Source organism: Kosakonia oryzendophytica, assembly GCF_900094925.1.
Classification (GTDB): domain Bacteria; phylum Pseudomonadota; class Gammaproteobacteria; order Enterobacterales; family Enterobacteriaceae; genus Kosakonia; species Kosakonia oryzendophytica.
In genome coordinates, this window is record NZ_FMAY01000011.1 from 1 (window position 1) to 21,972 (window position 21,972).

Annotated in this window: 23 protein-coding genes, 2 tRNA genes and 1 pseudogene; 16 read left to right on the plus strand and 10 right to left on the minus strand. The window is 52.9% G+C overall.

Annotated elements, in window-relative coordinates:
* Together tnpA and slyA are read right to left on the minus strand one after the other, a co-directional pair.
* The coding region (tnpA, locus tag GA0061071_RS17335) for an IS200/IS605 family transposase (protein ID WP_139109677.1) at positions 1 to 191 on the minus strand (191 nt) is incomplete at its 3' end.
* A gap of 155 nt (positions 192 to 346) precedes the next feature.
* Entirely contained in the window at positions 347 to 787 is a 441-nt protein-coding gene (slyA, locus tag GA0061071_RS17340; protein WP_061495344.1) for a transcriptional regulator SlyA, read from the minus strand.
* A gap of 188 nt (positions 788 to 975) precedes the next feature.
* On the opposite strand from slyA, the gene GA0061071_RS17345 reads away from it, so the two are divergent.
* From GA0061071_RS17345 to GA0061071_RS17355, 3 genes are read left to right on the plus strand one after another with little or no spacing between them, the layout of a single operon-like run.
* The gene (locus GA0061071_RS17345; RefSeq protein WP_061495341.1) at positions 976 to 1,212 is read left to right on the plus strand and encodes a DUF1656 domain-containing protein; all 237 of its coding nucleotides are present in this window, start codon (positions 976 to 978) and stop codon (positions 1,210 to 1,212) included.
* A 2-nt stretch (positions 1,213 to 1,214) separates the two neighbouring features.
* Entirely contained in the window at positions 1,215 to 2,075 is an 861-nt protein-coding gene (locus tag GA0061071_RS17350; protein WP_061495338.1) for an efflux RND transporter periplasmic adaptor subunit, read from the plus strand.
* On the plus strand, positions 2,075 to 4,087 hold the full coding sequence (locus tag GA0061071_RS17355) for an FUSC family protein (RefSeq protein WP_088236874.1): 2,013 nt from the start codon (positions 2,075 to 2,077) through the stop codon (positions 4,085 to 4,087). The genes GA0061071_RS17350 and GA0061071_RS17355 overlap by 1 nt, the downstream gene beginning before the upstream one ends.
* Here GA0061071_RS17355 and sodC read toward each other — a convergent pair.
* The 3 genes from sodC to GA0061071_RS17370 form a co-directional block, all read right to left on the minus strand.
* Positions 4,080 to 4,601, minus strand: a complete 522-nt coding sequence (sodC, locus tag GA0061071_RS17360) for a superoxide dismutase [Cu-Zn] SodC (protein ID WP_061495332.1) — start codon at positions 4,599 to 4,601, stop codon at positions 4,080 to 4,082. The genes GA0061071_RS17355 and sodC overlap by 8 nt on opposite strands.
* Positions 4,602 to 4,681: 80 nt before the next feature.
* Complete coding sequence (locus GA0061071_RS17365) at positions 4,682 to 5,578, minus strand: aldo/keto reductase (protein ID WP_088236875.1); 897 nt, start codon at positions 5,576 to 5,578, stop codon at positions 4,682 to 4,684.
* Between the two features lie 48 nt (positions 5,579 to 5,626).
* Positions 5,627 to 5,866, minus strand: coding sequence for a DUF1289 domain-containing protein (locus GA0061071_RS17370; RefSeq protein ID WP_088236876.1), 240 nt, complete (start codon positions 5,864 to 5,866; stop codon positions 5,627 to 5,629).
* Between the two features lie 122 nt (positions 5,867 to 5,988).
* On the opposite strand from GA0061071_RS17370, the gene GA0061071_RS17375 reads away from it, so the two are divergent.
* The 5 genes from GA0061071_RS17375 (at position 5,989) to GA0061071_RS17395 (ending at position 10,315) form a co-directional block, all read left to right on the plus strand.
* Entirely contained in the window at positions 5,989 to 6,582 is a 594-nt protein-coding gene (locus GA0061071_RS17375) for a TetR/AcrR family transcriptional regulator (RefSeq protein ID WP_061495324.1), read from the plus strand.
* A gap of 58 nt (positions 6,583 to 6,640) precedes the next feature.
* Positions 6,641 to 7,735 carry an alkene reductase gene (nemA, locus tag GA0061071_RS17380; protein WP_088236877.1) on the plus strand — a complete coding sequence of 365 codons (1,095 nt, stop codon included), beginning with the start codon at positions 6,641 to 6,643 and terminating at the stop codon, positions 7,733 to 7,735.
* A gap of 94 nt (positions 7,736 to 7,829) precedes the next feature.
* Positions 7,830 to 8,237: a lactoylglutathione lyase gene (gloA, locus tag GA0061071_RS17385; protein ID WP_061495318.1), complete on the plus strand. Its 408-nt coding sequence runs from the start codon at positions 7,830 to 7,832 to the stop codon at positions 8,235 to 8,237.
* Between the two features lie 91 nt (positions 8,238 to 8,328).
* Positions 8,329 to 8,982, plus strand: a complete 654-nt coding sequence (gene rnt / locus GA0061071_RS17390; protein WP_061495315.1) for a ribonuclease T — start codon at positions 8,329 to 8,331, stop codon at positions 8,980 to 8,982.
* Between the two features lie 397 nt (positions 8,983 to 9,379).
* The gene (locus GA0061071_RS17395; RefSeq protein WP_088236878.1) at positions 9,380 to 10,315 is read left to right on the plus strand and encodes an omptin family outer membrane protease; all 936 of its coding nucleotides are present in this window, start codon (positions 9,380 to 9,382) and stop codon (positions 10,313 to 10,315) included.
* A 59-nt stretch (positions 10,316 to 10,374) separates the two neighbouring features.
* Here GA0061071_RS17395 and GA0061071_RS17400 read toward each other — a convergent pair whose 3' ends face one another.
* Positions 10,375 to 10,719, minus strand: coding sequence for a Grx4 family monothiol glutaredoxin (locus GA0061071_RS17400; protein ID WP_061495309.1), 345 nt, complete (start codon positions 10,717 to 10,719; stop codon positions 10,375 to 10,377).
* 335 nt (positions 10,720 to 11,054) lie between these two features.
* On the opposite strand from GA0061071_RS17400, the gene GA0061071_RS17405 reads away from it, so the two are divergent.
* Positions 11,055 to 11,903 (plus strand): C40 family peptidase, encoded by an 849-nt coding sequence (locus tag GA0061071_RS17405; protein WP_088236879.1) that lies wholly within the window; start codon positions 11,055 to 11,057, stop codon positions 11,901 to 11,903.
* Positions 11,904 to 12,025: 122 nt separating this feature from the next.
* On the plus strand, positions 12,026 to 12,607 hold the full coding sequence (gene sodB, locus GA0061071_RS17410; RefSeq protein ID WP_061495303.1) for a superoxide dismutase [Fe]: 582 nt from the start codon (positions 12,026 to 12,028) through the stop codon (positions 12,605 to 12,607).
* A gap of 33 nt (positions 12,608 to 12,640) precedes the next feature.
* On the opposite strand, the gene GA0061071_RS17415 is transcribed toward sodB, so the two are convergent.
* Together GA0061071_RS17415 and cydH are read right to left on the minus strand one after the other, a co-directional pair.
* The gene (locus GA0061071_RS17415; RefSeq protein ID WP_088236880.1) at positions 12,641 to 13,810 is read right to left on the minus strand and encodes an MFS transporter; all 1,170 of its coding nucleotides are present in this window, start codon (positions 13,808 to 13,810) and stop codon (positions 12,641 to 12,643) included.
* Positions 13,811 to 13,980: 170 nt separating this feature from the next.
* Positions 13,981 to 14,070, minus strand: a complete 90-nt coding sequence (gene cydH / locus GA0061071_RS17420; RefSeq protein ID WP_088236881.1) for a cytochrome bd-I oxidase subunit CydH — start codon at positions 14,068 to 14,070, stop codon at positions 13,981 to 13,983.
* A gap of 297 nt (positions 14,071 to 14,367) precedes the next feature.
* On the opposite strand from cydH, the gene purR reads away from it, so the two are divergent.
* Entirely contained in the window at positions 14,368 to 15,393 is a 1,026-nt protein-coding gene (purR, locus tag GA0061071_RS17425; protein WP_061495293.1) for an HTH-type transcriptional repressor PurR, read from the plus strand.
* Here purR and punR read toward each other — a convergent pair.
* A pseudogene (gene punR / locus GA0061071_RS17430) lies at positions 15,390 to 16,324 on the minus strand (DNA-binding transcriptional activator PunR). The gene purR and the pseudogene punR sit on opposite strands and share 4 nt — an antisense overlap.
* Positions 16,325 to 16,437: 113 nt before the next feature.
* Between punR and punC the strand changes: the two are divergent.
* Entirely contained in the window at positions 16,438 to 17,637 is a 1,200-nt protein-coding gene (gene punC, locus GA0061071_RS17435) for a purine nucleoside transporter PunC (protein WP_088236883.1), read from the plus strand.
* 297 nt (positions 17,638 to 17,934) lie between these two features.
* Positions 17,935 to 19,083, plus strand: coding sequence for a cyclopropane fatty acyl phospholipid synthase (cfa, locus tag GA0061071_RS17440; RefSeq protein ID WP_088236884.1), 1,149 nt, complete (start codon positions 17,935 to 17,937; stop codon positions 19,081 to 19,083).
* 70 nt (positions 19,084 to 19,153) lie between these two features.
* Here cfa and GA0061071_RS17445 read toward each other — a convergent pair whose 3' ends face one another.
* Positions 19,154 to 19,798: a riboflavin synthase subunit alpha gene (locus GA0061071_RS17445; protein WP_088236885.1), complete on the minus strand. Its 645-nt coding sequence runs from the start codon at positions 19,796 to 19,798 to the stop codon at positions 19,154 to 19,156.
* Between the two features lie 319 nt (positions 19,799 to 20,117).
* On the opposite strand from GA0061071_RS17445, the gene mdtK reads away from it, so the two are divergent.
* The 3 genes from mdtK to GA0061071_RS17460 all read left to right on the plus strand — a co-directional run bounded on the left by mdtK (position 20,118) and on the right by GA0061071_RS17460 (position 21,808).
* Positions 20,118 to 21,491 carry an MdtK family multidrug efflux MATE transporter gene (mdtK, locus tag GA0061071_RS17450; protein WP_061495278.1) on the plus strand — a complete coding sequence of 458 codons (1,374 nt, stop codon included), beginning with the start codon at positions 20,118 to 20,120 and terminating at the stop codon, positions 21,489 to 21,491.
* 151 nt (positions 21,492 to 21,642) lie between these two features.
* Positions 21,643 to 21,719: transfer RNA gene (locus GA0061071_RS17455), tRNA-Val, on the plus strand.
* 12 nt (positions 21,720 to 21,731) lie between these two features.
* Positions 21,732 to 21,808 (plus strand) — tRNA-Val (locus GA0061071_RS17460).
* Positions 21,809 to 21,972 lie beyond the last annotated feature (164 nt).

A 21,972-nucleotide genomic window follows, 5' to 3' on the forward strand; every position in this document is an offset into this window, starting at 1 on the left:
AGATGTACATGATCTGGCTGAACATTTAGCTCCAGAACCTCACAATCCTTTATTCCGCAGAGAATGTAGATTGTCCTGTAAAGTTCCTTGCCCAACTTATCTTTCAGGATCCTGAAACGGTACTTAGGCGTCCAGACTATGTGGTATTTACAACGCCAATATACATGTGATGAACTCCTGTAAAGCCCCATGTCGGTTTGTCTCCTTTTACTTGTGGTGAGTAAGCAGAGATATTCCGGCATGGGCATTCTTCAGGCTATAGCCTTACAGGATCAATCACCACCTCCCCAGGAGGTGGTTTAGGGGTGACAATGAAAAAGCCTTGCGAAAGCAAGGCTTTTTAGTGTCAGTCTCGCGACTGGAGTTCGTTGATATTGTGTTCGAGTCGGGCGATCATCTTTATTAACTGATCCAGTTCCTCGGTCGAAATTCCCTGGAGAATTTCCCCCCGCGTTTTCCGGATGACCGTTTCCATCTCTTCTATGATGGGCGCGGCTTTTTCAGTCAATTTGATCCGCTTAGCACGGCGGTCGTTGGCACATGTCTGGCGGGAAATAAGCCCCTTATCTTCCAGTTGGTCCAGCGTACGCACCAGCGAGGGCTGCTCGATGCCAATCGCTTTAGCCAGTTGAATTTGCGACTGCTCGGGCGGCAACTGATGAATATTATGTAGCGTTACCCAGTGAGTCTGCGTTAATTCCAGAGGTTTCAGGCGATGGTCAATCAAAGCGCGCCACACGCGCACTAAGCGTGCCAGATCAGAACCTAATGGCGATTCCAATTTCATCTCCTTATAATTAGCTTGCTAAGTTATTATACTCATTTTAGAATAGTTTGCAGTATTTATATTGGTAAAACAAATGTATTGCTGCACTCGTCAGGGCTTACGCTAAGGATCCTCCGCTTTAGCACGGCGTCATTTTTACCGCCTACCGCCCGCCCGGCGATTCGCCCGACCGCACAGGACATAAACGCGTGAAGTTAACTTCCAGTACCCCAGAATTACCCCTGCAGGACCTGATTTTTGGCGCATCGATTTACTTTCCCCCTTTGTGTAAGGCAGTCATGCTGGGCTTTCTGCTTTGGCTTGTTGCCCACCGTTTGTTGCGCGACTGGATCTACGCTGGCGATATCTGGCATCCCATCCTGATGGATCTTTCACTGTTTGTTATAGCGCTTAGCCTCTCCCTTGGCCTGTTGATTGTGGGGTAATTATGAGTCTGAAATCGCTAAAATACTTTTCTACCTTACCGGTGCTGGCCGTAGCGATTGTCGCCGCGTGGTGGATGTGGAATGAGTATATGCAGTCACCATGGACCCGTGACGGCAAAGTACGCGCTGAACAGGTCAGCATCACGCCCCAGGTTTCCGGCAGTATCAGGGAACTCAACGTTCGCGATAATCAGTCCGTAAAAGCGGGCGATACGCTCTTTCGCATCGACGAAACACCCTACCGCATTGCGGTACTGAATGCCGAAGCCCAACTGGCAAAAGCGCAAACGGAGCAGGCGAAAGCCAATAACGAAGCCAACCGCCGCCGCCACCTTTCGCAAAACTACATCTCTGCTGAAGATCTCGATACTGCCAATATTAGTGTAAAAGCGGCACAAGCGAGCGTTGCTGCTGCCGACGCGCAACTCGCGCAGGCAAAATGGCAGCTTGCGCAGACCACAGTCAAAGCACCGGTCGATGGCTGGGTCACCAATCTGACCACGCGCAACGGCAACTACGCTACCGCCGGGCAACCGGTATTTGCGCTGGTGGATAGCCACTCGTTTTATGTGATGGGGTATTTTGAAGAGACCAAACTACGCCATATTCGTACCGGTGCCCCGGCAAAAATCGTGCTTTACAGCGGTAATGCCACGTTACAGGGTCACGTCGAGAGTATCGGTCGCGCCATTTACGATCAGAGCATAGAAACCGACAGCGGGCTGGTACCGGATATTAAGCCCAACGTGCCCTGGGTACGTCTGGCACAACGCGTACCTGTACGCATTCGTTTTGATACACTGCCCGATGACTTGACGCTGGTTTCCGGTACCACCTGCACCGTGGCGATTGGCGTCCCCTGATGAAATCCTCCTTCGCGCTCTGGCACAACCTGCCGTGGGTAAAAGCCACGACAGGTCAGTGGCGCTACGCGCTGCGCAACGGTATCGCGATGTGTCTGGCGCTAACGGTGGCCTACTTTCTTGACCTTGATGAACCCTACTGGGCCATGACCTCCGCCGCCGTGGTGAGTTTTCCGACCGTCGGTGGTGTGATCAGCAAAAGTCTTGGTCGCATTGCCGGTAGCCTGCTCGGTGCGTGCGCAGCGCTGATGATTGCGGGTCAGACGCTGAATGATCCGTGGTTGTTTTTGTTCACCATGTCCGGCTGGATTGCGCTTTGCACCTGGGCCTGCGCGCAGTTCGCGAATAATGTCGCTTATGCTTTTCAACTGGCGGGTTATACGGCGGCAATCATCGCGTTTGCGATGGTCAATATTACCGACATTACCGAACTGTGGGACATCGCGCAGGCGCGTGTTTGCGAAGTGATACTGGGGATCCTGTGCGGCGGCATGATGATGATGCTCCTTCCCGGCACCGCTGATGGGCCTGCGCTGCTCTCGGCGCTAAAAAAAATGCATGCCCGCCTGCTGGAACATGCCAGTCTGCTCTGGCAACCGGAAACCACCGATGCGATTCGTAGCGCCCATGAAAGCGTGATAGGCCAGATCCTCACGACCAACTTGCTACGTATTCAGGCGTTCTGGAGTCATTACCGCTTTCGTCGGCAAAACACATTGATGACCTGGCTATTGCACCAGCAGCTGCGCATGACCAGTGTGATCTCCAGCCTGCGCAGGATGTTGTTAAACTGGCCCGATGCACCGGCTCACCTGCGCCCGGTGCTGGAGCAACTGCTAGCTGCGCTGTCCCACCCGCAAACCGACGCTCTGACCGTGGCGCGCATTATTGCCCCTATTGCCCCTACCGATGCGGCAGATTACCGCCACCAGGCATTCTGGCTACGGTTACGCTATTTTTGCCGTCTATACCTGCTCAGTAGCCGCTGGTTAGCCCGTGTGGAGAATGCATCACCGATCAGCGTTTATACCCCGCCACGCAGCCCGGGGCTGATGCGCTACACCGATAATGTCGAGGCGCTGCTGAGCGGAGTCCGGACGTTTTTCGCCCTCGGTCTGGTTGGCGCGTGGAGCATTACCACCCAGTGGGAATACGGTTCTGCGGCGTTGACGCTGGCGGCTATCAGTTGTGTGCTTTACTCCGTCTCACCTGCACCGTTTAACTCGCTGACACTACTGTTGCGCACCTTATTGCTGCTCTCGTTGTTCAGTTTCGTCGTGAAATTTGGCCTGATGGTGCAAGTCAGCGAGCTGTGGTCCTTTTTACTGTTTCTGTTCCCTCTTCTCACCACAATGCAGTTATTGAAATTACAGATGCCTAAACGGGCCGGATTGTGGGGGCAGTTGATCGTATTTATGGGATCGTTTATTGCCGTCACCAATCCGCCGGTGTACGACTTTGCTGATTTTTTAAATGACAACCTGGCGAAGATCCTCGGCGTTGCGCTGGCGTGGCTGGCATTTGCCGTGTTGCGTCCCGGCTCAGATGCCCGCAAGAGCCGCCGCCAGATCCACGCGTTACGGCGAAACTTTGTTGATCAGCTTAGTGCCAGGCCGCATCTGGATGAGCATGAATTCGAGTCAGTGGTTTATCACCATATCAGCCGGCTCAGCAACAGTCAGGATGCGCTGGCGCGTCGCTGGTTATTACGCTGGGGTGTGGTGTTACTGAACTGCTCGCATGTGGTATGGCAATTGCGCGACTGGGAAAGCCGTTCCGATCCGCTGACTCGGGTGCGGGATCGCTGCATTGCTTTACTGAATGATGTGATGAGTGAGCGTGGCGTTCAGCAACGAACGCTGTCCGCCACGCTGGCAGAGCTGCAACGGATTTGCGCTGCGCTTGGTACGCACCACCAGCCCGCAGCACGAGAACTGGCTTCCGTTATCTGGCGCTTGTATTGCGCATTGTCGCAGCTGGAGCAGGCGCCAGCCCCCGGAACGCTTACTTAATCACTCCACAGGCAAAACGTGCGCCACCGCCCCCCAAAGGTTTCGGTTGATCGGACATATTATCGCCGCCAACATGCACCATCAGGGCTTTGTCCTTCACGTCAGCCAGCTTTTTCAGCCTTGGAGCCACCACTGCCTGCGTGGCTTTACCCTCATTATTCACCACCAGCACCGGGAGATCCCCTAAGTGCCCTGCGCCTTCCGGCCCTTCATGCTTGCCGGTATGGTGAGGGTCAAGGTGACCACCTGCCGCTTCTGCTGCAGAAGGTTTCCCCTCTTTTGTCGCAGGTTCACAGCTCCCTTTGGCATGGACATGAAAACCATGCTCTCCGGGCGGTAGTGCTTTCAGATCCGGGGCGAATTCCAGACCTTTGTCCGTTTCACTGATCTTCACCGTACCGATAGACTGCCCGATGCCCTGAGCAGTGACGAGATGCATATCCACTTCTTCACTGGCGGCCTGCGCGCCTGCGCAGACCAACAATGCCAACATGGCCAGACTAAAACGCTTCATATGACCTCCTTTGATTCACTTTTACCCTGTAAGTCTAAACCAGGGTAAAAGATTTCACCGGAAAGTCGCCGTTTCAGCCATCACGGCACATCAAAGCCCAGCGCAGCTTTGCGGATACGGAACCACTGCTGGCGGGTCATCTGCAGCGCCTCAGCCCCCAGCGCAGAGCGTACACGCTCAATTTTACCGGAGCCAATAATCGGTAACGGTTGTGACGGCAGACGCATCACCCAGGCATAGACCACCTGCTCGATGGTTTCGGCATTCAGCTCCTGCGCCACCGTCGCCAGAACATCCCGTAACGTCTGGCATTCAGGATCGTTGAACAAGCGCCCGCCGCCCAGGCAGGACCAGGCCATAGGGCGGATGCGCAGTTGTTGCAATTGATCAAGGGTGCCGTCCAGCAACAACGGCTGATGCACCGGAGAGATTTCAACCTGGTTGGTGGCCAGGGTAAACGGCAGGCGTGATTGCAACAGGGAAAACTGCGCCGGGGTAAAATTGGATACACCAAAATGGCGGACTTTTCCGCTTTGATGCAGCGTCAAAAACGCCTCCGCAACCTCATCGGCATCCATCAACGGATCCGGGCGATGTATCAGTAGCAAGTCGAGATAATCCGTGGCGAGATTCATCAGCGACTGTTCGGCGCTACGAATAATATGGTCGCGATCGGTAATGTAATGACCAATCACATGTTCCGGTTTCGCGGTGGTGGCAATACCACACTTGCTGACAATCTCCATACGCGAGCGTAAGTGCGGCGCAAGTTTCAATGCTTCGCCAAATGTCGCTTCACATTGATAGCCGCCATAGATATCAGCGTGATCGACAGTGGTTACCCCTAAATCAAGGTGGGATTCAATAAAGCTTGCCAGCTGTTGGGGAGAGAACTGCCACTCCATTAAACGCCAGTAGCCCATGACAAAACGGGAGAACTCCGGACCTTGCGGCGCAAGGGCAATACGTTGAACCATAACGGTTTCCTCGAAGGTAATTTCCGTTGATTATACGCATTTAGTCGGTCAAAACAGTGAAGGTTGCTGAGGTTCTTCTGCCGGAAGGGATTTGTTCGCACGCATTTTGCGCTGAAAGCGTTGATGGCACAGGCGCAGGACCTCCTGCTTTTGCGTATCGGTCATTCGTTGCCAGTTGAAACGCTCATCACGGCTGCGCATACAGCCGCGGCAATAGCCTTTTTCATCCGACTGGCAGATGCCACGGCACGGGCTCTGGATAGGGAAAAACTCCAGTTGTTCTGGCACTGTCCTCTCCTGCGATAGACGCGTTATCTCTACTATTGAAGACTGCATACCGGCAACGCGCAACCCGAAAAGCGCATTGTTTGCTACTTGCAACAGACCAATCGGTCTAGTACATTATCGCCATGAACAGACATACCGAACACGATACACGCGAACATTTACTGGCTACCGGCGAGCGGCTCTGTATGCATCGCGGGTTTACCGGCATGGGCCTGAGCGAATTACTGAAAACAGCGGAAGTGCCGAAAGGCTCTTTCTATCACTATTTTCGCTCCAAAGAGGCGTTCGGTGTGGCATTGCTTGAGCGTCATTATGCGGGTTATCACCAGCGGCTGATCACCCATTTCGCCAGCGGTGCTGGAAACTATCGCGACAGGCTGCTGGCCTATTACCAGGAAACGCTCAACCAGTTTTGTCAGCAGGGCATTATTAGCGGCTGTCTGACGGTGAAGCTTTCTGCGGAGGTGTGTGATCTGTCAGAGGATATGCGCACAGCAATGGATAAAGGCGCAAGCCGTATCATCGTTCTGCTCAGCGATGCGCTGGAAAAAGGCCGTGCCGAGCGAAGCCTGACCTTTTCTGGTGAGGCATTAACACAGGCGCAGGTCTTGTACTCGCTCTGGCTGGGTGCGAACCTGCAGGCGAAGATTTCCCGTAGCGCCCTGCCGCTGGAAAGCGCGCTGGCGCACGCGAAAACCATTATTGCGACGCCTTAGTTACTCGGGCGTTTTTATTTCACCTTTTACTAGTCGACCGGTCTATTCAGGAGTTGTTATGTCCAGTAAGTTATTCACGCCGCTGAAAATGGGCGCAATTACCGCACCGAACCGTGTTCTGATGGCGCCGCTGACACGCTTGCGCAGCATCGAACCCGGCGATATCCCCACGCCGTTGATGGCGGAGTATTATCGCCAGCGCGCCAGTTCCGGGCTGATCATTAGCGAAGCAACACAAATATCAGCCCAGGCAAAAGGCTATGCCGGCGCACCCGGTCTGCATAGCGCGGAGCAAATCGCTGCGTGGAAAAAAATCACGGATGCCGTGCACGGGGACAACGGTCGTATCGCCGTACAACTGTGGCATACCGGCCGTATCTCTCACACCAGTTTGCAGCCTGGCGGGCAAGCGCCGGTTGCGCCATCGGCTATCAGTGCCGGGACTCGCACTTCGCTGCGCGATGCTAACGGTAATGCAACGCGTGAAGATACGTCTATGCCGCGCGCACTGGAAACCAGTGAAATCCCGGGGATCGTTGACGACTTCCGTCAGGCTGTGGCCAACGCCCGTGAAGCCGGTTTTGACCTTGTAGAACTGCATTCTGCTCATGGTTATTTACTGCATCAGTTCCTGTCGCCTTCTGCAAACCACCGTACAGATCAGTACGGCGGCAGCGTGGAAAATCGCGCCCGCCTGGTGTTGGAAGTTGTGGATGCCGTGAGCAAAGAGTGGAGCGCTGACAGAATTGGTATCCGTGTCTCGCCTATCGGTTCTTTCCAGAATACCGACAATGGCCCGAACGAAGAAGCCGATGCGCTGTATCTCATTGAAGAACTGGGTAAACGCGGTATCGCCTACCTGCATATGTCCGAACCAGACTGGGCAGGCGGCCAGCCTTATACGGATGCATTCCGTGAGAAAGTGCGCGCACGCTTCCACGGTCCAATCATCGGCGCTGGCGCTTACACCGTAGAGAAAGCCGAAGACCTGATCGGAAAAGGTCTGATTGATGCAGTCGCCTTTGGTCGCGCCTACATCGCCAACCCTGATCTGGTGAAACGCCTGCAACTGAAAGCCGAACTGAACCCGCAGCGCCCGGAAACCTTCTATGGCGGCGGCGCTGAAGGCTACACCGATTACCCCGTGCTGTGATCCTCTGATTGTTCATTGATAGCGGCGGCTTTCCGCCGCTATACTAAAACAGTGTTTCTGACCGGAACGGTAAACCATTTAAAAAGAGGACATTATGCGCTTACTTCACACTATGCTGCGCGTCGGCGACCTGCAACGCTCCATCGATTTCTACACCAACGTGCTGGGCATGACGTTACTGCGTACCAGTGAAAACCCGGAATACAAATATTCGCTGGCGTTTGTGGGTTACGGCCCGGAAACTGAAGAAGCCGTGATTGAGCTGACCTATAACTGGGGTGTGGACAGCTATGAACTGGGGACAGCCTATGGTCACATTGCCCTGAGCGTGCCAAACGCCGCAGAAGCCTGTGAAGCGATCCGCAAAAACGGCGGCAACGTGACACGTGAAGCAGGTCCGGTCAAAGGCGGCACCACGGTTATCGCCTTTGTTGAAGATCCGGATGGATACAAGATCGAGCTGATCGAAGAGAAAGATGCCGGCCACGGTTTAGGCAATTAATGCTGCCGGGCGCGCTTTGCGCCCGTTGTTTTACATCCCTTCCTAAAATTTGCCATAATGCGCTGCCCTTTTTCCGTCTCAAGAGATCCTGATGTCCGATAACGCTCAACTTACTGGTCTGTGCGACCGTTTTCGCGGCTTTTACCCTGTTGTCATCGATGTTGAAACCGCAGGGTTTAACGCCAAAACCGACGCGCTACTGGAAGTCGCCGCCATTACCTTAAAAATGGACGAACAAGGCTGGTTGATGCCTGACAGTACGCTGCATTTCCATGTTGAGCCATTTGAAGGGGCGAACCTGCAACCGGAAGCACTGGCGTTTAACGGTATCGATCCAACTAACCCGCTGCGCGGCGCGGTGAGTGAACACGATGCGCTGCACGCGATTTTTAAATTGGTGCGTAAGGGCATTAAAGACCAGGGATGTAACCGTGCGATTATGGTGGCCCATAACGCCACTTTTGATCACAGCTTCATGATGGCCGCTGCCGAGCGGGCATCACTGAAACGCAACCCCTTCCATCCGTTTGTCACCTTTGATACCGCTTCACTGAGTGGGCTGGCGCTGGGGCAGACGGTCCTCTCTAAAGCCTGTGCCGCTGCGGGCATTGCCTTTGACGCCACACAGGCGCACTCCGCCCTGTATGACACCGCCCAAACCGCCCTCCTGTTTTGTGAAATAGTCAACCGCTGGAAACGTCTTGGCGGTTGGCCATTACCGTTGGCTGAAGATCCTCAACCATAAATACCAGAAATATTCTATGCCGGTTGCATTCAGTGACCGGTTATTAACGCGGTCAATCGAAATTAGATAAACGTATATCGTTTTCTTAAACACTCCCTTCACATTCTTTTTCTACCAACTTATCCATTATTAACAGATAAAAACACCACAAAACCCTCCCTCGACATCCTGAAAAAACTCGCCATTCACCTTTGGCAGATTAATTATCTCATTTCACTTAGCGGCATAAAAATATTATTAAGGCAGCCGATGATATTTTGGCGCACCTGAACGCTGTAAAAAACACATATATTAATTATGAATGAATTAACCCAACGCGTAATAATGGGTTATTTGTAATTTATTTCATGGTGAGCACAGAAAGACCCGCTTAATATATTTTGATGAAGGTGAAATAATGCACAAGCTCAATATTATTCTTGCTCTGTTTTTTATCCCTATGGCTTTTCCGGCTTCTGCCGAAATGCAAAATCGCGTGCTTAACTGGGATCGGGTTTCTGCCGGGATTAATGTGGGTACCCTGAGCGGCCTGACCCATGAAAGGGTTTACTCGCCCAATCAAGGTGGACGAAAACTTAGCCAACTCGACTGGCGTTACCGCAATGCTGCTGTCGTTCAGGGGGCTCTGGAATGGGACGCCATGCGGTGGTTCTCATTAGGCGCATCAGGCTGGTCAACGTTTTCCAGTGGAAACAGCCATATGAATGATTACGACTGGCAAAACGCTGTGCAGGATTCGTGGACCGATCACAGCTCGCACCCTGACACGCGACTTAACTTTTCCAATCAATTTGATGTGAATGTAAAAGGCTGGATGTTTAACACCCCCGGATGGCGTCTGGGAATAATGGTGGGGTATCAGGAGAACCGCATCAGCTTTCACAGTAGAGGTGGAAGCTACAGCTATAATAATGGTGCCCACACCGGTTCCTTTGATCCCAATGAAATCAATATCGGCTATAAGCAACACTACCAGATCCCCTATGTCGGTCTGACCGGACGCTATCGTTATAGCGATATTGAATTTTCCGGAACACTTAAATATAGCGCCTGGGCGCGAACCACAGGAAATGATGAGCATTATCTCAGAGACCTGACGTTTACTGATAAAGCAAGAGAACAGAACTTTTTTTCACTTGCTGCAAGCGTAGGTTATTACGTCACGGAGAATATGAAACTCTATATTGAGGGAACCTGGAATCGGGTGACAAATAAGAAGACTGACGTTAACGTTAATAACTATCGTCAAAATATAAATGCAGACTATAAAAATGGTGGCGGTATTGAAAGTTATAATATGCTAACGACCGCAGGGCTGATATACACCTTTTGACAGTAAAAAGGGTTCATGTTGAAACATGAACCCTTTTAGCAACGTTAACCGCGAGCGGCTTACTCCGCGCCCTGCTCGCCCTTATGCTTAGCGGCCGCTTCTTTGATCAGCGTCTGCAACTCACCACGTTGATACATCTCAATCAGGATGTCGCAGCCGCCAACCAGTTCACCTTCCACCCACAGTTGCGGGAAGGTTGGCCAGTTCGCATACTTCGGCAGTTCAGCGCGGATATCCGGGTTCTGCAGAATATCCACATAAGCGAAACGTTCACCACAGGCAGACAGCGCCTGTACAGCCTGAGCGGAGAAGCCGCAGCTTGGCAGCTTCGGAGAGCCTTTCATGTACAGCAGAATCGGGTTTTCAGCGATCTGGCGCTGGATTTTTTCAAGTGTAGTGCTCATTGTCTTGCTTCCTTCAACTTCTACGGCAGATGGTGGATAGTGTAACGGTTCAGAGAGCCAACCGAAAATAACATTTTGTTCACTGGTTACGATTTTACGTCCATACCTGTAAAGTTGCCTCCAAAATGTGACTTAACACAATTCAGATTCCGCCGGTTGCTTAACTCTTAACCGCCATAGAAACGTTTTGCTGCTTTTTTTTGCGCTTGCTAACGAAACGCAGCTATAGATGCAAAAACACTCTTAACTTTTGTGCTTTTTATGGATTAGAATCGACGGGTTTTGAAATCATACGCACGCATTGTTAAATGCCTGCTCTAACAGGGGATTGCTCAGTGGCGCGAATACCAAAATCTTCGATCACGCTCTGTGCTTTGTTGTTCACCACGCTTTCTTTCACGCCATTGGCTAACGCCTCTGAACAGGCGCGAGCGTCGGCCGTGCAAAAATCGCATCTGGCGAAAGCATCCGAACGTAAGAAAAAAACCACATCGCAAAAGACATCAAAGAAAAACAGTCGCAACGCAGAAACCAAAACAACTAACAAAACAACGAACAAAAAAACGACGGAGACCAAAAAATCTCCGGCAACGAAGAAAGTCACTACCAGCAGTAAAGCCAGCCAACTCTCTACGCGTCGTAATAAATCCAGCCAGACCAAAACCGCTGCTGTAACCTGGACCGAAAAATGTACGCCGCGTAAAGGCCACAAACCGCACTGCGTTAAAGTCAAAAGCACTAAGACGGCTGCTCTTGCCGATGTGCACAAAGTCCGTATCCAAAAAGCGCAGAAAACCGCCATGTCCAAACTGATGAATCAGATTGGCAAGCCATATCACTGGGGCGGCACCTCGCCCAATACAGGTTTCGACTGCAGTGGACTGGTCTATTACGCCTATAAAGATTTGGTGAAATTCCGCATTCCACGTACGGCAAATGAGATGTATCACCTGCGTGATGCCTCGCCGGTGAATGTCGCAGAACTGGAAAGCGGTGATTTGGTCTTTTTCCGCACCCAGGGTCGCGGCACAGCGGACCACGTTGGTGTTTACGTAGGTAACGGCAAGTTTATCCAGTCACCGCGTAGCGGCCAGGATATTCAGGTTACCTCGCTCAGTGAAGACTACTGGCAGCGTCACTACGTCGGTGCCCGCCGCGTGGTTACACCGAAAACCATTCGTTAATCCTGTTACCTGCCGCTTCTGTGGCAGGTAACTCTCTCTTTTGTCACCCCTTTCTATTTGCTACTCTATCCATACACTCAGTAGGGCTATTGGGTGTATTAAAATAATGAAGGAGAGTAGCAATGTCGTTCGAATTACCTGCATTACCGTATGCAAAAGACGCCCTGGCGCCGCATATCTCGGCTGAAACACTGGACTACCACTATGGTAAGCACCATCAGGCCTATGTCACCAACCTCAATAACCTGATCAAAGGCACTGCTTTCGAAGGCAAATCCCTGGAAGCGATCGTGAAGAGCAGCGAAGGCGGTGTGTTTAACAATGCCGCGCAGGTCTGGAACCACACTTTCTACTGGCACTGTCTCGCCCCGAACGCGGGTGGCGAACCGACAGGCGCGCTGGCTTCTGCTATTGCGAAGTCATTCGGTAGCTTCGCTGAATTCAAAGCGCAGTTTACCGACGCGGCGGTCAAAAACTTTGGTGCGGGCTGGACATGGCTGGTGAAGAAGGCTGATGGCGAACTGGCGATTGTGTCAACATCGAACGCCGGTACACCGCTAACGACGGATGCCACGCCGTTGCTGACCGTTGATGTCTGGGAACATGCCTATTACATCGATTACCGTAACGCCCGTCCGAACTATCTGGAGCACTTCTGGGCGCTGGTAAACTGGGACTTTGTGGCGAAAAATCTCGCTGCGTAAATCTCACCAGGAGGGGGAAACCCCTCCTGATTATTATTCTGCTGCTGTGCAGGCACGTTCCGGCTGAGTACGGCCCGAAGAGAGCACCACCAACAGGCCAAGACCGGCGATAATCGCCCCCATCACCGGCACAAAGCTGTAACCCAGACCACCGGATATGACTGCCCCACCGGCTGCGGCACCCAATGCGTTCCCCAGGTTAAATGCACCAATGTTCACGGAAGAGGACAGACCCGGTGCTTCATGTGCCACGCGCATGACTCGCATCTGCAACGGCGGCACCACGGCGAAAGTCGCTGCGCCCCAGACCACCATACTGATAGCCGCGCCGATCGCGCTTTGTGCAAGAAACGGGATAGCCAGCATGATGGCAATCAACAGCACCAAAAAGCCTTTAAGTGTTCCGGTCACAGAACGGTCCGCCAGTTTACCGCCAAGATAGTTGCCGATGGAGAACCCAACGCCAATCAGCACCAGCATTGCCGTAATAAAGACAGGCGTCGCATCTGTGATGGTCCGCAGAACCGGTGAAATGTAGGTGTACAGCGTGAACATCGCCCCTGCCCCTAATACTGTGGTCAGCAGTGCAGACAAGACCTGCTGGCGCATCAGCACCGCCACCTCTTTACGCACCTCAGGGCGTTCTCCGGTGCCGCCTTTCGGCAGTGAGAAGAACAGACTCAGCATGGCGACAATGCCCAGTGCCGCGGTTGCCATAAACGACATGCGCCAGCCAATGGTTTCACCCAGCCAGGTCGCAGCTGGCACCCCACCGATATTGGCGATGGTTAGCCCCATAAACATGGTGGCGACGGCGCTGGCTTGTTTTTCTTTGGCAACAACGCTTGCAGCAACCACCGATCCCAGGCCAAAGAATGCCCCGTGATTGAGACTGGTGACGATACGCGCCAGCATCAGGGTGGCGTAATCCGGTGCAATCGCCGACAACACATTACCCAGCGTAAAAATCGCCATCAAAAAAATCAGCGCGTTGCGTCTGCCGCGATGAGAAAGCAGTAAGGTCATTAACGGCGCACCGACCATTACGCCGACAGCATAGGCGCTAATCAGCATCCCCGCCGCCGGGATAGAAACGTCAACGCCGCGGGCAATCACCGGCAGTAATCCCATCGGGGAGAACTCGGTCGTACCGATGCCAAAGGCGCCAATCGCCAGGGCAAGCAAAGGGAAATTCATTTTCATAAACTGACTCCGGAAAAGCCGTGTCGATTCGGGACACTGTCGCAGAAGTCAAAAGTATGACATCAATCACAAAAAACAGCAGTTAGCGGAATGACAAAAGAGTATTGCAAAATTGATAACAATGGCGGGGATGAAAACGGAGGGGGAACCCGGTTCCCCCTCGCGCAGAATCAATGCAGTGCAGCAGTCAGGGCGCCGAAAACGATCAGACCCAGCACGATGACGGTAGTGAACAGTGAATACTTCAGGTCGGTGCTCATCAATTTTCTCCGTTTTAATTTCCACACAAAAAGTGAGATAGCGCATTTTTGCACAAATAAACGTAAAAATCTTGCAGGAATTAGCGTGTCAGATGTTTTATCACTTCCCCTTTTGCTCAAGATCAGACAAAATTCGACGCTAAATTTATTAGCGTACCGGCCATTGACTCCCCTCCTGACGTCCAGTGTCTTTTTCCCGGCGTACCGCACCCCCATTCATGGGTACAGGGTGATTGAAGGCAAACGTTTACCTTATGTATTATCAGGAGCTTGAGATATGGTCTGGAGTGACATCTGATGGCAACGATCAAAGACGTAGCGAAGCGAGCAAACGTTTCCACCACAACCGTATCACACGTAATTAACAAAACACGTTTTGTCGCCGAAGAGACGCGCAATGCTGTGTGGGCGGCGATCAAAGAGCTGCATTATTCACCGAGCGCCGTGGCGCGCAGCCTGAAGGTGAATCACACCAAATCGATCGGCCTGCTGGCCACCAGCAGCGAAGCAGCCTACTTTGCCGAAATCATTGAGGCTGTTGAGAAGAAGTGCTTCCAGAAAGGCTACACCCTGATTCTTGGTAATGCCTGGAATAACCTGGAAAAACAACGCGCTTACTTGTCGATGATGGCGCAAAAGCGTGTTGATGGTCTGCTGGTAATGTGTTCCGAGTATCCGGAATCCCTACTGAGCATGCTGGAAGAGTATCGCCATATCCCGATGGTCGTTATGGACTGGGGCGAAGCCAAAGCCGACTTTACTGACACGGTGATCGATAACGCCTTTGAAGGCGGTTATATGGCCGGGCGTTATCTGATCGAACGCGGGCACCGCGATATCGGTGTGATCCCGGGTCCGCTTGAGCGCAACACCGGCGCGGGCCGTCTCGCCGGCTTTATGAAAGCAATGGAAGAAGCCACCATTTCCGTACCGGAAAGCTGGATTGTCCAGGGCGACTTTGAACCTGAGTCTGGTTATCGCGCCATGCAGCAGATCCTTGCACAGACGCATCGCCCGACAGCCGTCTTCTGCGGCGGCGATATTATGGCCATGGGTGCGCTGTGTGCGGCCGACGAGATGGGATTACGCGTCCCACAGGATATTTCGGTGATCGGGTATGACAATGTGCGTAACTCCCGCTTCTTCACGCCGTCACTGACCACAATACACCAGCCGAAAGATTCGCTGGGTGAAACTGCGTTTACCATGCTGCTTGACCGTATTGTGAATAAACGCGAAGAGTCGCAATCCATTGAAGTGCATCCGCGTCTGATCGAGCGTCGCTCAGTCGCCGATGGTCCGTTCCGCGACTACCGCCGTTAATCCCCTTTTGCGGGAGCCCTTATTCCGGCTCCCGCAACCATTCCCGATTCAGCGTTTCACTGTCCCCCAGGTACTCAAGAAGCCAGTTCAGTGCAGGTGATGCCTCGTTCTGCTGCCACGTCAGGCAACAAGCGGCATCCGGGAAGGGATTTTCCAGCTCCAGCGCCACCCACTCCCCGCGATCGAGCCAGGGCCTGGCAAAATGCGCCGGGACCATTCCCACGCACAACCCGGCAGACAGACAGGCTTCGGATGATTTCCAGTCCGGTACCATCACGCGTTTCTGGTTATCCAGCAGCCAGGTAATGCGCTTCGGTAACGAGCGTGATGTATCTTCCTGTATCAGTGAGGGCCAGTTACGCAACGTCTCATCACTTAATGGGCCCGGCAGCGCCGCCAGCGGATGCCGACAGGAAACCACACACTTCCAGCTCAGCATTCCCATATCGCGAAAAGCATAGCGCCCACCGACCGGGATAGCCTGCGTTGCACCAATAGCCAGTTCAACACGCCCGTCGGCCAGTGCATCCCAGACGCCGTTAAACACTTCCTGATAAACCTGGAGTTCCACATCGCTAAAGTGGCGATAAAAATCGACGATCAGCTGTCGTGTGCGTTCGGGTCTGACAATGTTGTCCACCGCAATCGCCAGTTGCCCGCGCCAGCCATTCGCAATCTGCTGGCACTGTTGACGGGTGACCTGCATTTTTTTGATAACAGAACGCCCTTCTTTCAAAAACCAGACGCCAGCGGGCGTTAACTCCACATCGCGGTGACGCCGTTCAAACAGTGGAACCGCCAGCCACTCCTCCAGTTGCCTCACGGTGTAGCTGACAGCAGAAGGCACGCGGTGCAACTCCTGAGCCGCGCCGCTAAAACTGCCGTTACGCGCCACAGCATCTACCACTTCCAGCGAATATTCTGACCACATAATCTGCCTGCAAAAAATTTGAAACCATTGCGCAAATATTAGCGTTTCACAAGGGGGAATGCACTCCTTACACTCGACAACCCTGATAACCTGCACAAAGAAGAGATACCACAATGCAACCTGGCAAAGGATTTTTAGTCTGGCTCGCGGGATTAAGCGTGCTGGGCTTTTTAGCCACCGATATGTACCTGCCCGCGTTCAGCGCTATTCAGCAAGATTTAGAGACCTCCTCCGCTGTTGTCAGCGCCACATTGAGCCTGTTTCTGGCCGGGTTTGCCGTTGCACAACTGCTGTGGGGACCGTTATCGGATCGCTATGGGCGCAAACCGATTCTGTTAACCGGCCTGGGGATTTTCGCTGTGGGCTGTCTGGGAACAGTATGGGTGCGGGACGCCACGCTGTTATTGGTGCTGCGTTTTGTACAGGCCGTCGGGGTTTGCGCCGCAACAGTAAGCTGGCAGGCGCTGGTCACGGATTATTACCCGTCACACCGCGTTAACCGTATTTTCGCCACAATTATGCCGCTGGTCGGGCTGACACCCGCGCTGGCCCCCCTGCTCGGCGCGTGGATCCTTGCGCATCTCAACTGGCAGGCAATCTTTGCCACGCTGCTAGTGATTACGCTGGTGTTGATGATCCCGGCGTTACGCCTGAAATCGTCGGCTGAGGCAACGGCGCCGGATGAGCAGTCGCTGACATTTATGGATCTGCTGCGCGCCCGCGACTATCGTGGCAATGTGATTATCTATGCGGCCTGTTCCGCCAGTTTCTTCGCCTGGCTGACCGGCTCACCGTTTATCCTGCATGAGATGGGGTACGGCCCCTCTGCGATTGGCCTGAGCTATGTACCACAGACCATTGCATTTTTGGTGGGGGGTTATGGTTGCCGCGCTGCGCTACAGAAGTGGCAAGGCGAACAACTGCTTCCCTGGCTGCTAAGTGCGTTTGCCCTCAGCGTGATGACCACCTGGGCTGTCGGCTTTATGCCGAACGTGTCGCTGACCGCACTGCTGATCCCGTTCTGCGTTATGGCAATGGCCAATGGCGCTATTTATCCCATCGTGGTTGCCCAGGCATTACGCCCTTTTCCGCAGGCAACCGGCCGTGCCGCCGCGCTGCAAAATACGCTGCAACTTGGGTTGTGCTTCCTCGCAAGCCTGGTGGTCTCATGGCTTATCGCCACGCCGCTACTGACCACCACCAGCGTAATGCTGTCGATGGTACTGCTGGCGACGCTGGGATATCGTCTGCAACGGCAACCGCATCGCAGGTATGCGAAAGAGGCCACCACAACAGCATCCTCACGGGGATAGTCGCTGCGGCGATTATCCCTAAGTCACTGATTAGCATGCTAACAGTTTTCTGTTGAATCACCTGATTTTGAAGCCTATACTAAATTTCGCTGTTTTATAAATACGATAAATATTATGTAGTAACGGGCGTCGGATTACGCCCGTTTCACCATGGATGGCCTTTCGGCAAGGGTTCTCCCTTCCTCTGTTCTACGTCGGATATCAGCCTCACGGCGAAAACCGTGAGATTTCTCACAAGCCCGAAAAAGCGTCTACGCTGTTTGAAGGTTCTGATCACTGGTTAGTGATGGAGAAGTTATGAGTTCATCGTGTATAGAAGAAGTCAGCGTACGGGATGATAATTGGTTCCGTATAGCAAACGAGCTACTGAGCCGCACCGGTATCCAGGTTAATGGCCCCGCAGCTTCAGATATTCAGGTGAAAAATCCTGATTTTTTCAAACGCGTTTTACAGGAAGGTTCGCTCGGACTCGGCGAAAGTTATATGGATGGCTGGTGGGATTGCGACCGGCTGGACATCTTCTTCACCAAAGTTCTCCGCGCCGGCCTGGAAAACCAACTCCCGCACCACCTGAAAGACACTCTCCGCATTGCCGGAGCAAGATTATTTAATCTGCAGAGTAAGAAACGGGCCTGGATTGTGGGTAAAGAGCATTACGATCTCGGTAATGACTTGTTTACCCGCATGCTGGATCCGCAGATGCAATACTCTTGCGCCTACTGGAAAGAGGCCGACACCCTTGAGGACGCGCAACTGGCTAAACTGAGGCTTTGCTGTGAAAAGTTGCAGTTAAGACCCGGGATGCGCGTGCTCGATATTGGTTGTGGATGGGGCGGGCTGGCGCAATTTATGGCGCAAAATTACGGCGTCAGCGTGGTGGGCGTCACCATTTCCGCCGAGCAACAAAAACTGGCGCAACAGCGGTGTGAAGGCCTCGATGTGGAGATCCGCCTACAAGATTACCGCGACATGAACGACCAGTTCGATCGCATTGTGTCTGTCGGTATGTTTGAACATGTCGGGCCGAAAAACTATGCGACCTATTTCAGCGTGGTGGATCGTAATCTCAAACCCGATGGCATTTTCCTGCTGCATACCATCGGCTCTAAACGTACCGATCACAACGTTGATCCATGGATTGACCGTTATATTTTCCCTAACGGTTGCCTGCCTTCCGTACGCCAGATCGCGGACGCGAGCGAGGCGCATTTCGTGCTGGAAGACTGGCATAACTTTGGCGCCGATTATGACCGCACGCTGATGGCGTGGTATGCCCGTTTCCTTGACGCATGGCCGGAGATTGCCGATAACTACTCCGAACGGTTTAAACGGATGTTCAGCTACTATCTGAACGCCTGCGCGGGCGCGTTTCGCGCGCGGGATATCCAGCTCTGGCAGGTAGTATTTAGTCGCGGTATTGAACGGGGATTGCGCGTGGCGCGCTGATCCCTCAGCCCCTTGTAAAAAGGCCGCATTATCAATGTGCGGCCTTTTTTATTTTCCCGTCAGGAGGCCATTACTCTTCGCTAATCACAGCAGCGACAGCGGCAGCCTCTTTTGCAGCCAGTACGCGCTCAACGGTATCGACAACCGCCTGCGTTTGCGGATCAATTTCAATATTGACACGATGCCCCAGTTTTTTGGCTCCGAGCGTGGTGCGTTGCAACGTCTCCGGGATCAGGTGCACACAGAAACGGCTGCTGGTTACTTCCCCCACCGTCAGGCTGATGCCATCAATACCGATAAAGCCTTTATAGAGGATGTATTTCATCAAGGTCGGATCCGACACCTTGAACCAAATCTGGCGATTATTTTCCGACGTGAGGATTTTGACGATTTCCGCAGTGGTCATAATATGGCCGGACATCAGATGTCCGCCAATTTCATCACTGAATTTCGCCGCGCGCTCCACGTTTACCTCATCACCAATGCCCAGCTCGCCCAGGTTGGTAATACGCAACGTTTCTTTCATTAAATCGAAACTAATACGACTGCCGTCGATGGCCGTTACGGTCAGACAACAGCCATTGTTCGCGATGGAAGCACCGGTTTCGATGCCATCAAGCATATGCTCAGGAAGTTCAACGACGTGGGTGCGGAAATTGGGTTTATCATCAATAGACACCAGTTTTGCCGTGCCCTGTACAATACCAGTAAACATACCTACCACTCCTGTTCCCATTCATACGGCGTTACCGTTTTCTTTACGCACAATAACAGGTGGAAATTGCCGTTGCCAGTCTCAATCCCACCGCCGGGCGTTTTCCCGAACAGATAACAATAAGATGAACAACGGTCTGCGTGCGGCAAGAGAGTGTTGATGCAGGGTTAACATGGCAAAAACGGGGCTTAACAGGTAATATTTGAACACATGCCGCATTTATCGCAGTGCGGCATCGTTTTTAGCACAAGGAAAAACTCCTTCCTGAACGGTTGTTCCATTCTCTCTTATAACTACAAAACAATATAAAGGTGTTCTCGTGCAGAAGTATGTTACAGAAGCGCGTCAGTTACTGGCACTCGCCTTGCCGGTCATTGTTGCGCAGGTCGCCCAGACTGCAATGGGCTTCGTTGATACAGTCATGGCGGGTGGCTATAGCGCCACGGATATGGCCGCTGTCGCTATTGGTACCTCTATCTGGTTTCCCGCTATCCTCTTCGGTCACGGTCTATTGCTGGCAATGACGCCGGTAATTGCCCAGTTAAACGGCTCCGGACGTCGCGATCGCATCGCTCACCAGGTGGGTCAGGGTTTCTGGCTGGCGGGCATTGTGGCGGTGTTGATCATGATTGTGCTGTGGAATGCCGGTCATATCATTCATGCGATGCATAACATCGACCCGATTCTGGCGGAAAAAGCCGTGCGTTTTTTACGCGCGTTGATGTGGGGGGCGCCTGGCTATCTCTTTTTTCAGGTGATGCGCAACCAGTGCGAAGGTCTGGCCCGCACTCAGCCTGGCATGGTGATGGGCTTTGTCGGCTTGCTGGTAAATATCCCGGTGAACTATATCTTTATTTATGGTCATTTCGGTATGCCGGAACTGGGCGGCGTCGGCTGCGGCGTGGCAACCGCATCGGTCTATTGGGTGATGTTCATCTGCATGCGGATGTATGTAAAACGCGCCCGCGTCATGCGCGACATTCAGCACGCCCAGCGTTTCGCTAAACCCGATTTCGAGGTGCTAAAGCGTCTTGCGCAACTGGGGTTGCCCATTGCGTTGGCCCTGTTTTTTGAAGTCACATTGTTTGCGGTCGTGGCCCTGTTGGTGTCACCGCTGGGCATTGTCGATGTGGCGGGTCACCAGATTGCGCTTAACTTCAGTTCGCTAATGTTTGTTCTGCCGATGTCACTGGCCGCAGCGGTGACCATCCGGGTGGGCTTCCGTTTGGGCCAGGGATCCACGCTGGATGCCAAGACCTCGGCGCACACCGGGTTGATCGTCGGTGTGTGTATGGCGGCGGTGACGGCGGTTTTCACCGTGCTGATGCGCGAACAAATCGCCTTGCTCTATAACAAAAACCCGGAAGTGGTGACGCTCGCTTCGCACCTGATGCTGCTGGCAGCGATTTACCAAATCTCCGACTCCATTCAGGTGATTGGCAGCGGTATCCTGCGCGGCTATAAAGATACGCGTTCGATCTTTTTTATCACCTTTACCGCCTATTGGGTGCTGGGGCTGCCGTCTGGCTATATTCTGGCGCTGACCGATCTCGTGGTCGAGAGAATGGGCCCGGCCGGTTTCTGGATGGGCTTTATTATTGGCCTGACGTCTGCAGCGATCCTGATAATGCTGCGAATGCGCTATCTGCAACGCCTGCCTTCGGCAACGATTTTGCAGCGCGCCGCACGTTAAAATGGCTGTAGCCGCCAGCTGGCGGCTACTTTCACAGCGTTTTGTTCAGTTGTTCCGCAATCGCGTGAATTCAGGAATAAATTTGCCATTTTCCGCTTGCCACTTCTCCGACCTGCCGCTAATATTCGTCCCCGTTGTCAACCACAACACTGCGTTCATAGCTCAGCTGGTTAGAGCACCACCTTGACATGGTGGGGGTCGTTGGTTCGAGTCCAATTGAACGCACCATTCCTTCTCAGTGCGTCCGTAGCTCAGTTGGTTAGAGCACCACCTTGACATGGTGGGGGTCGATGGTTCGAGTCCATTCGGACGCACCATTCTTAGTAAATATCAGTTTTTCTTCCGCTTTTTCATTTCAGCATAAACATCACCGCCACGCCGATTGCGCCTTAGCGACAGTGATAATGCAACCTTCCCGTATGCGTTGAAAAAAACAGGCAAAAAAAAGCCGCACCTTTCGGCGCGGCTTTTCGTATTACAG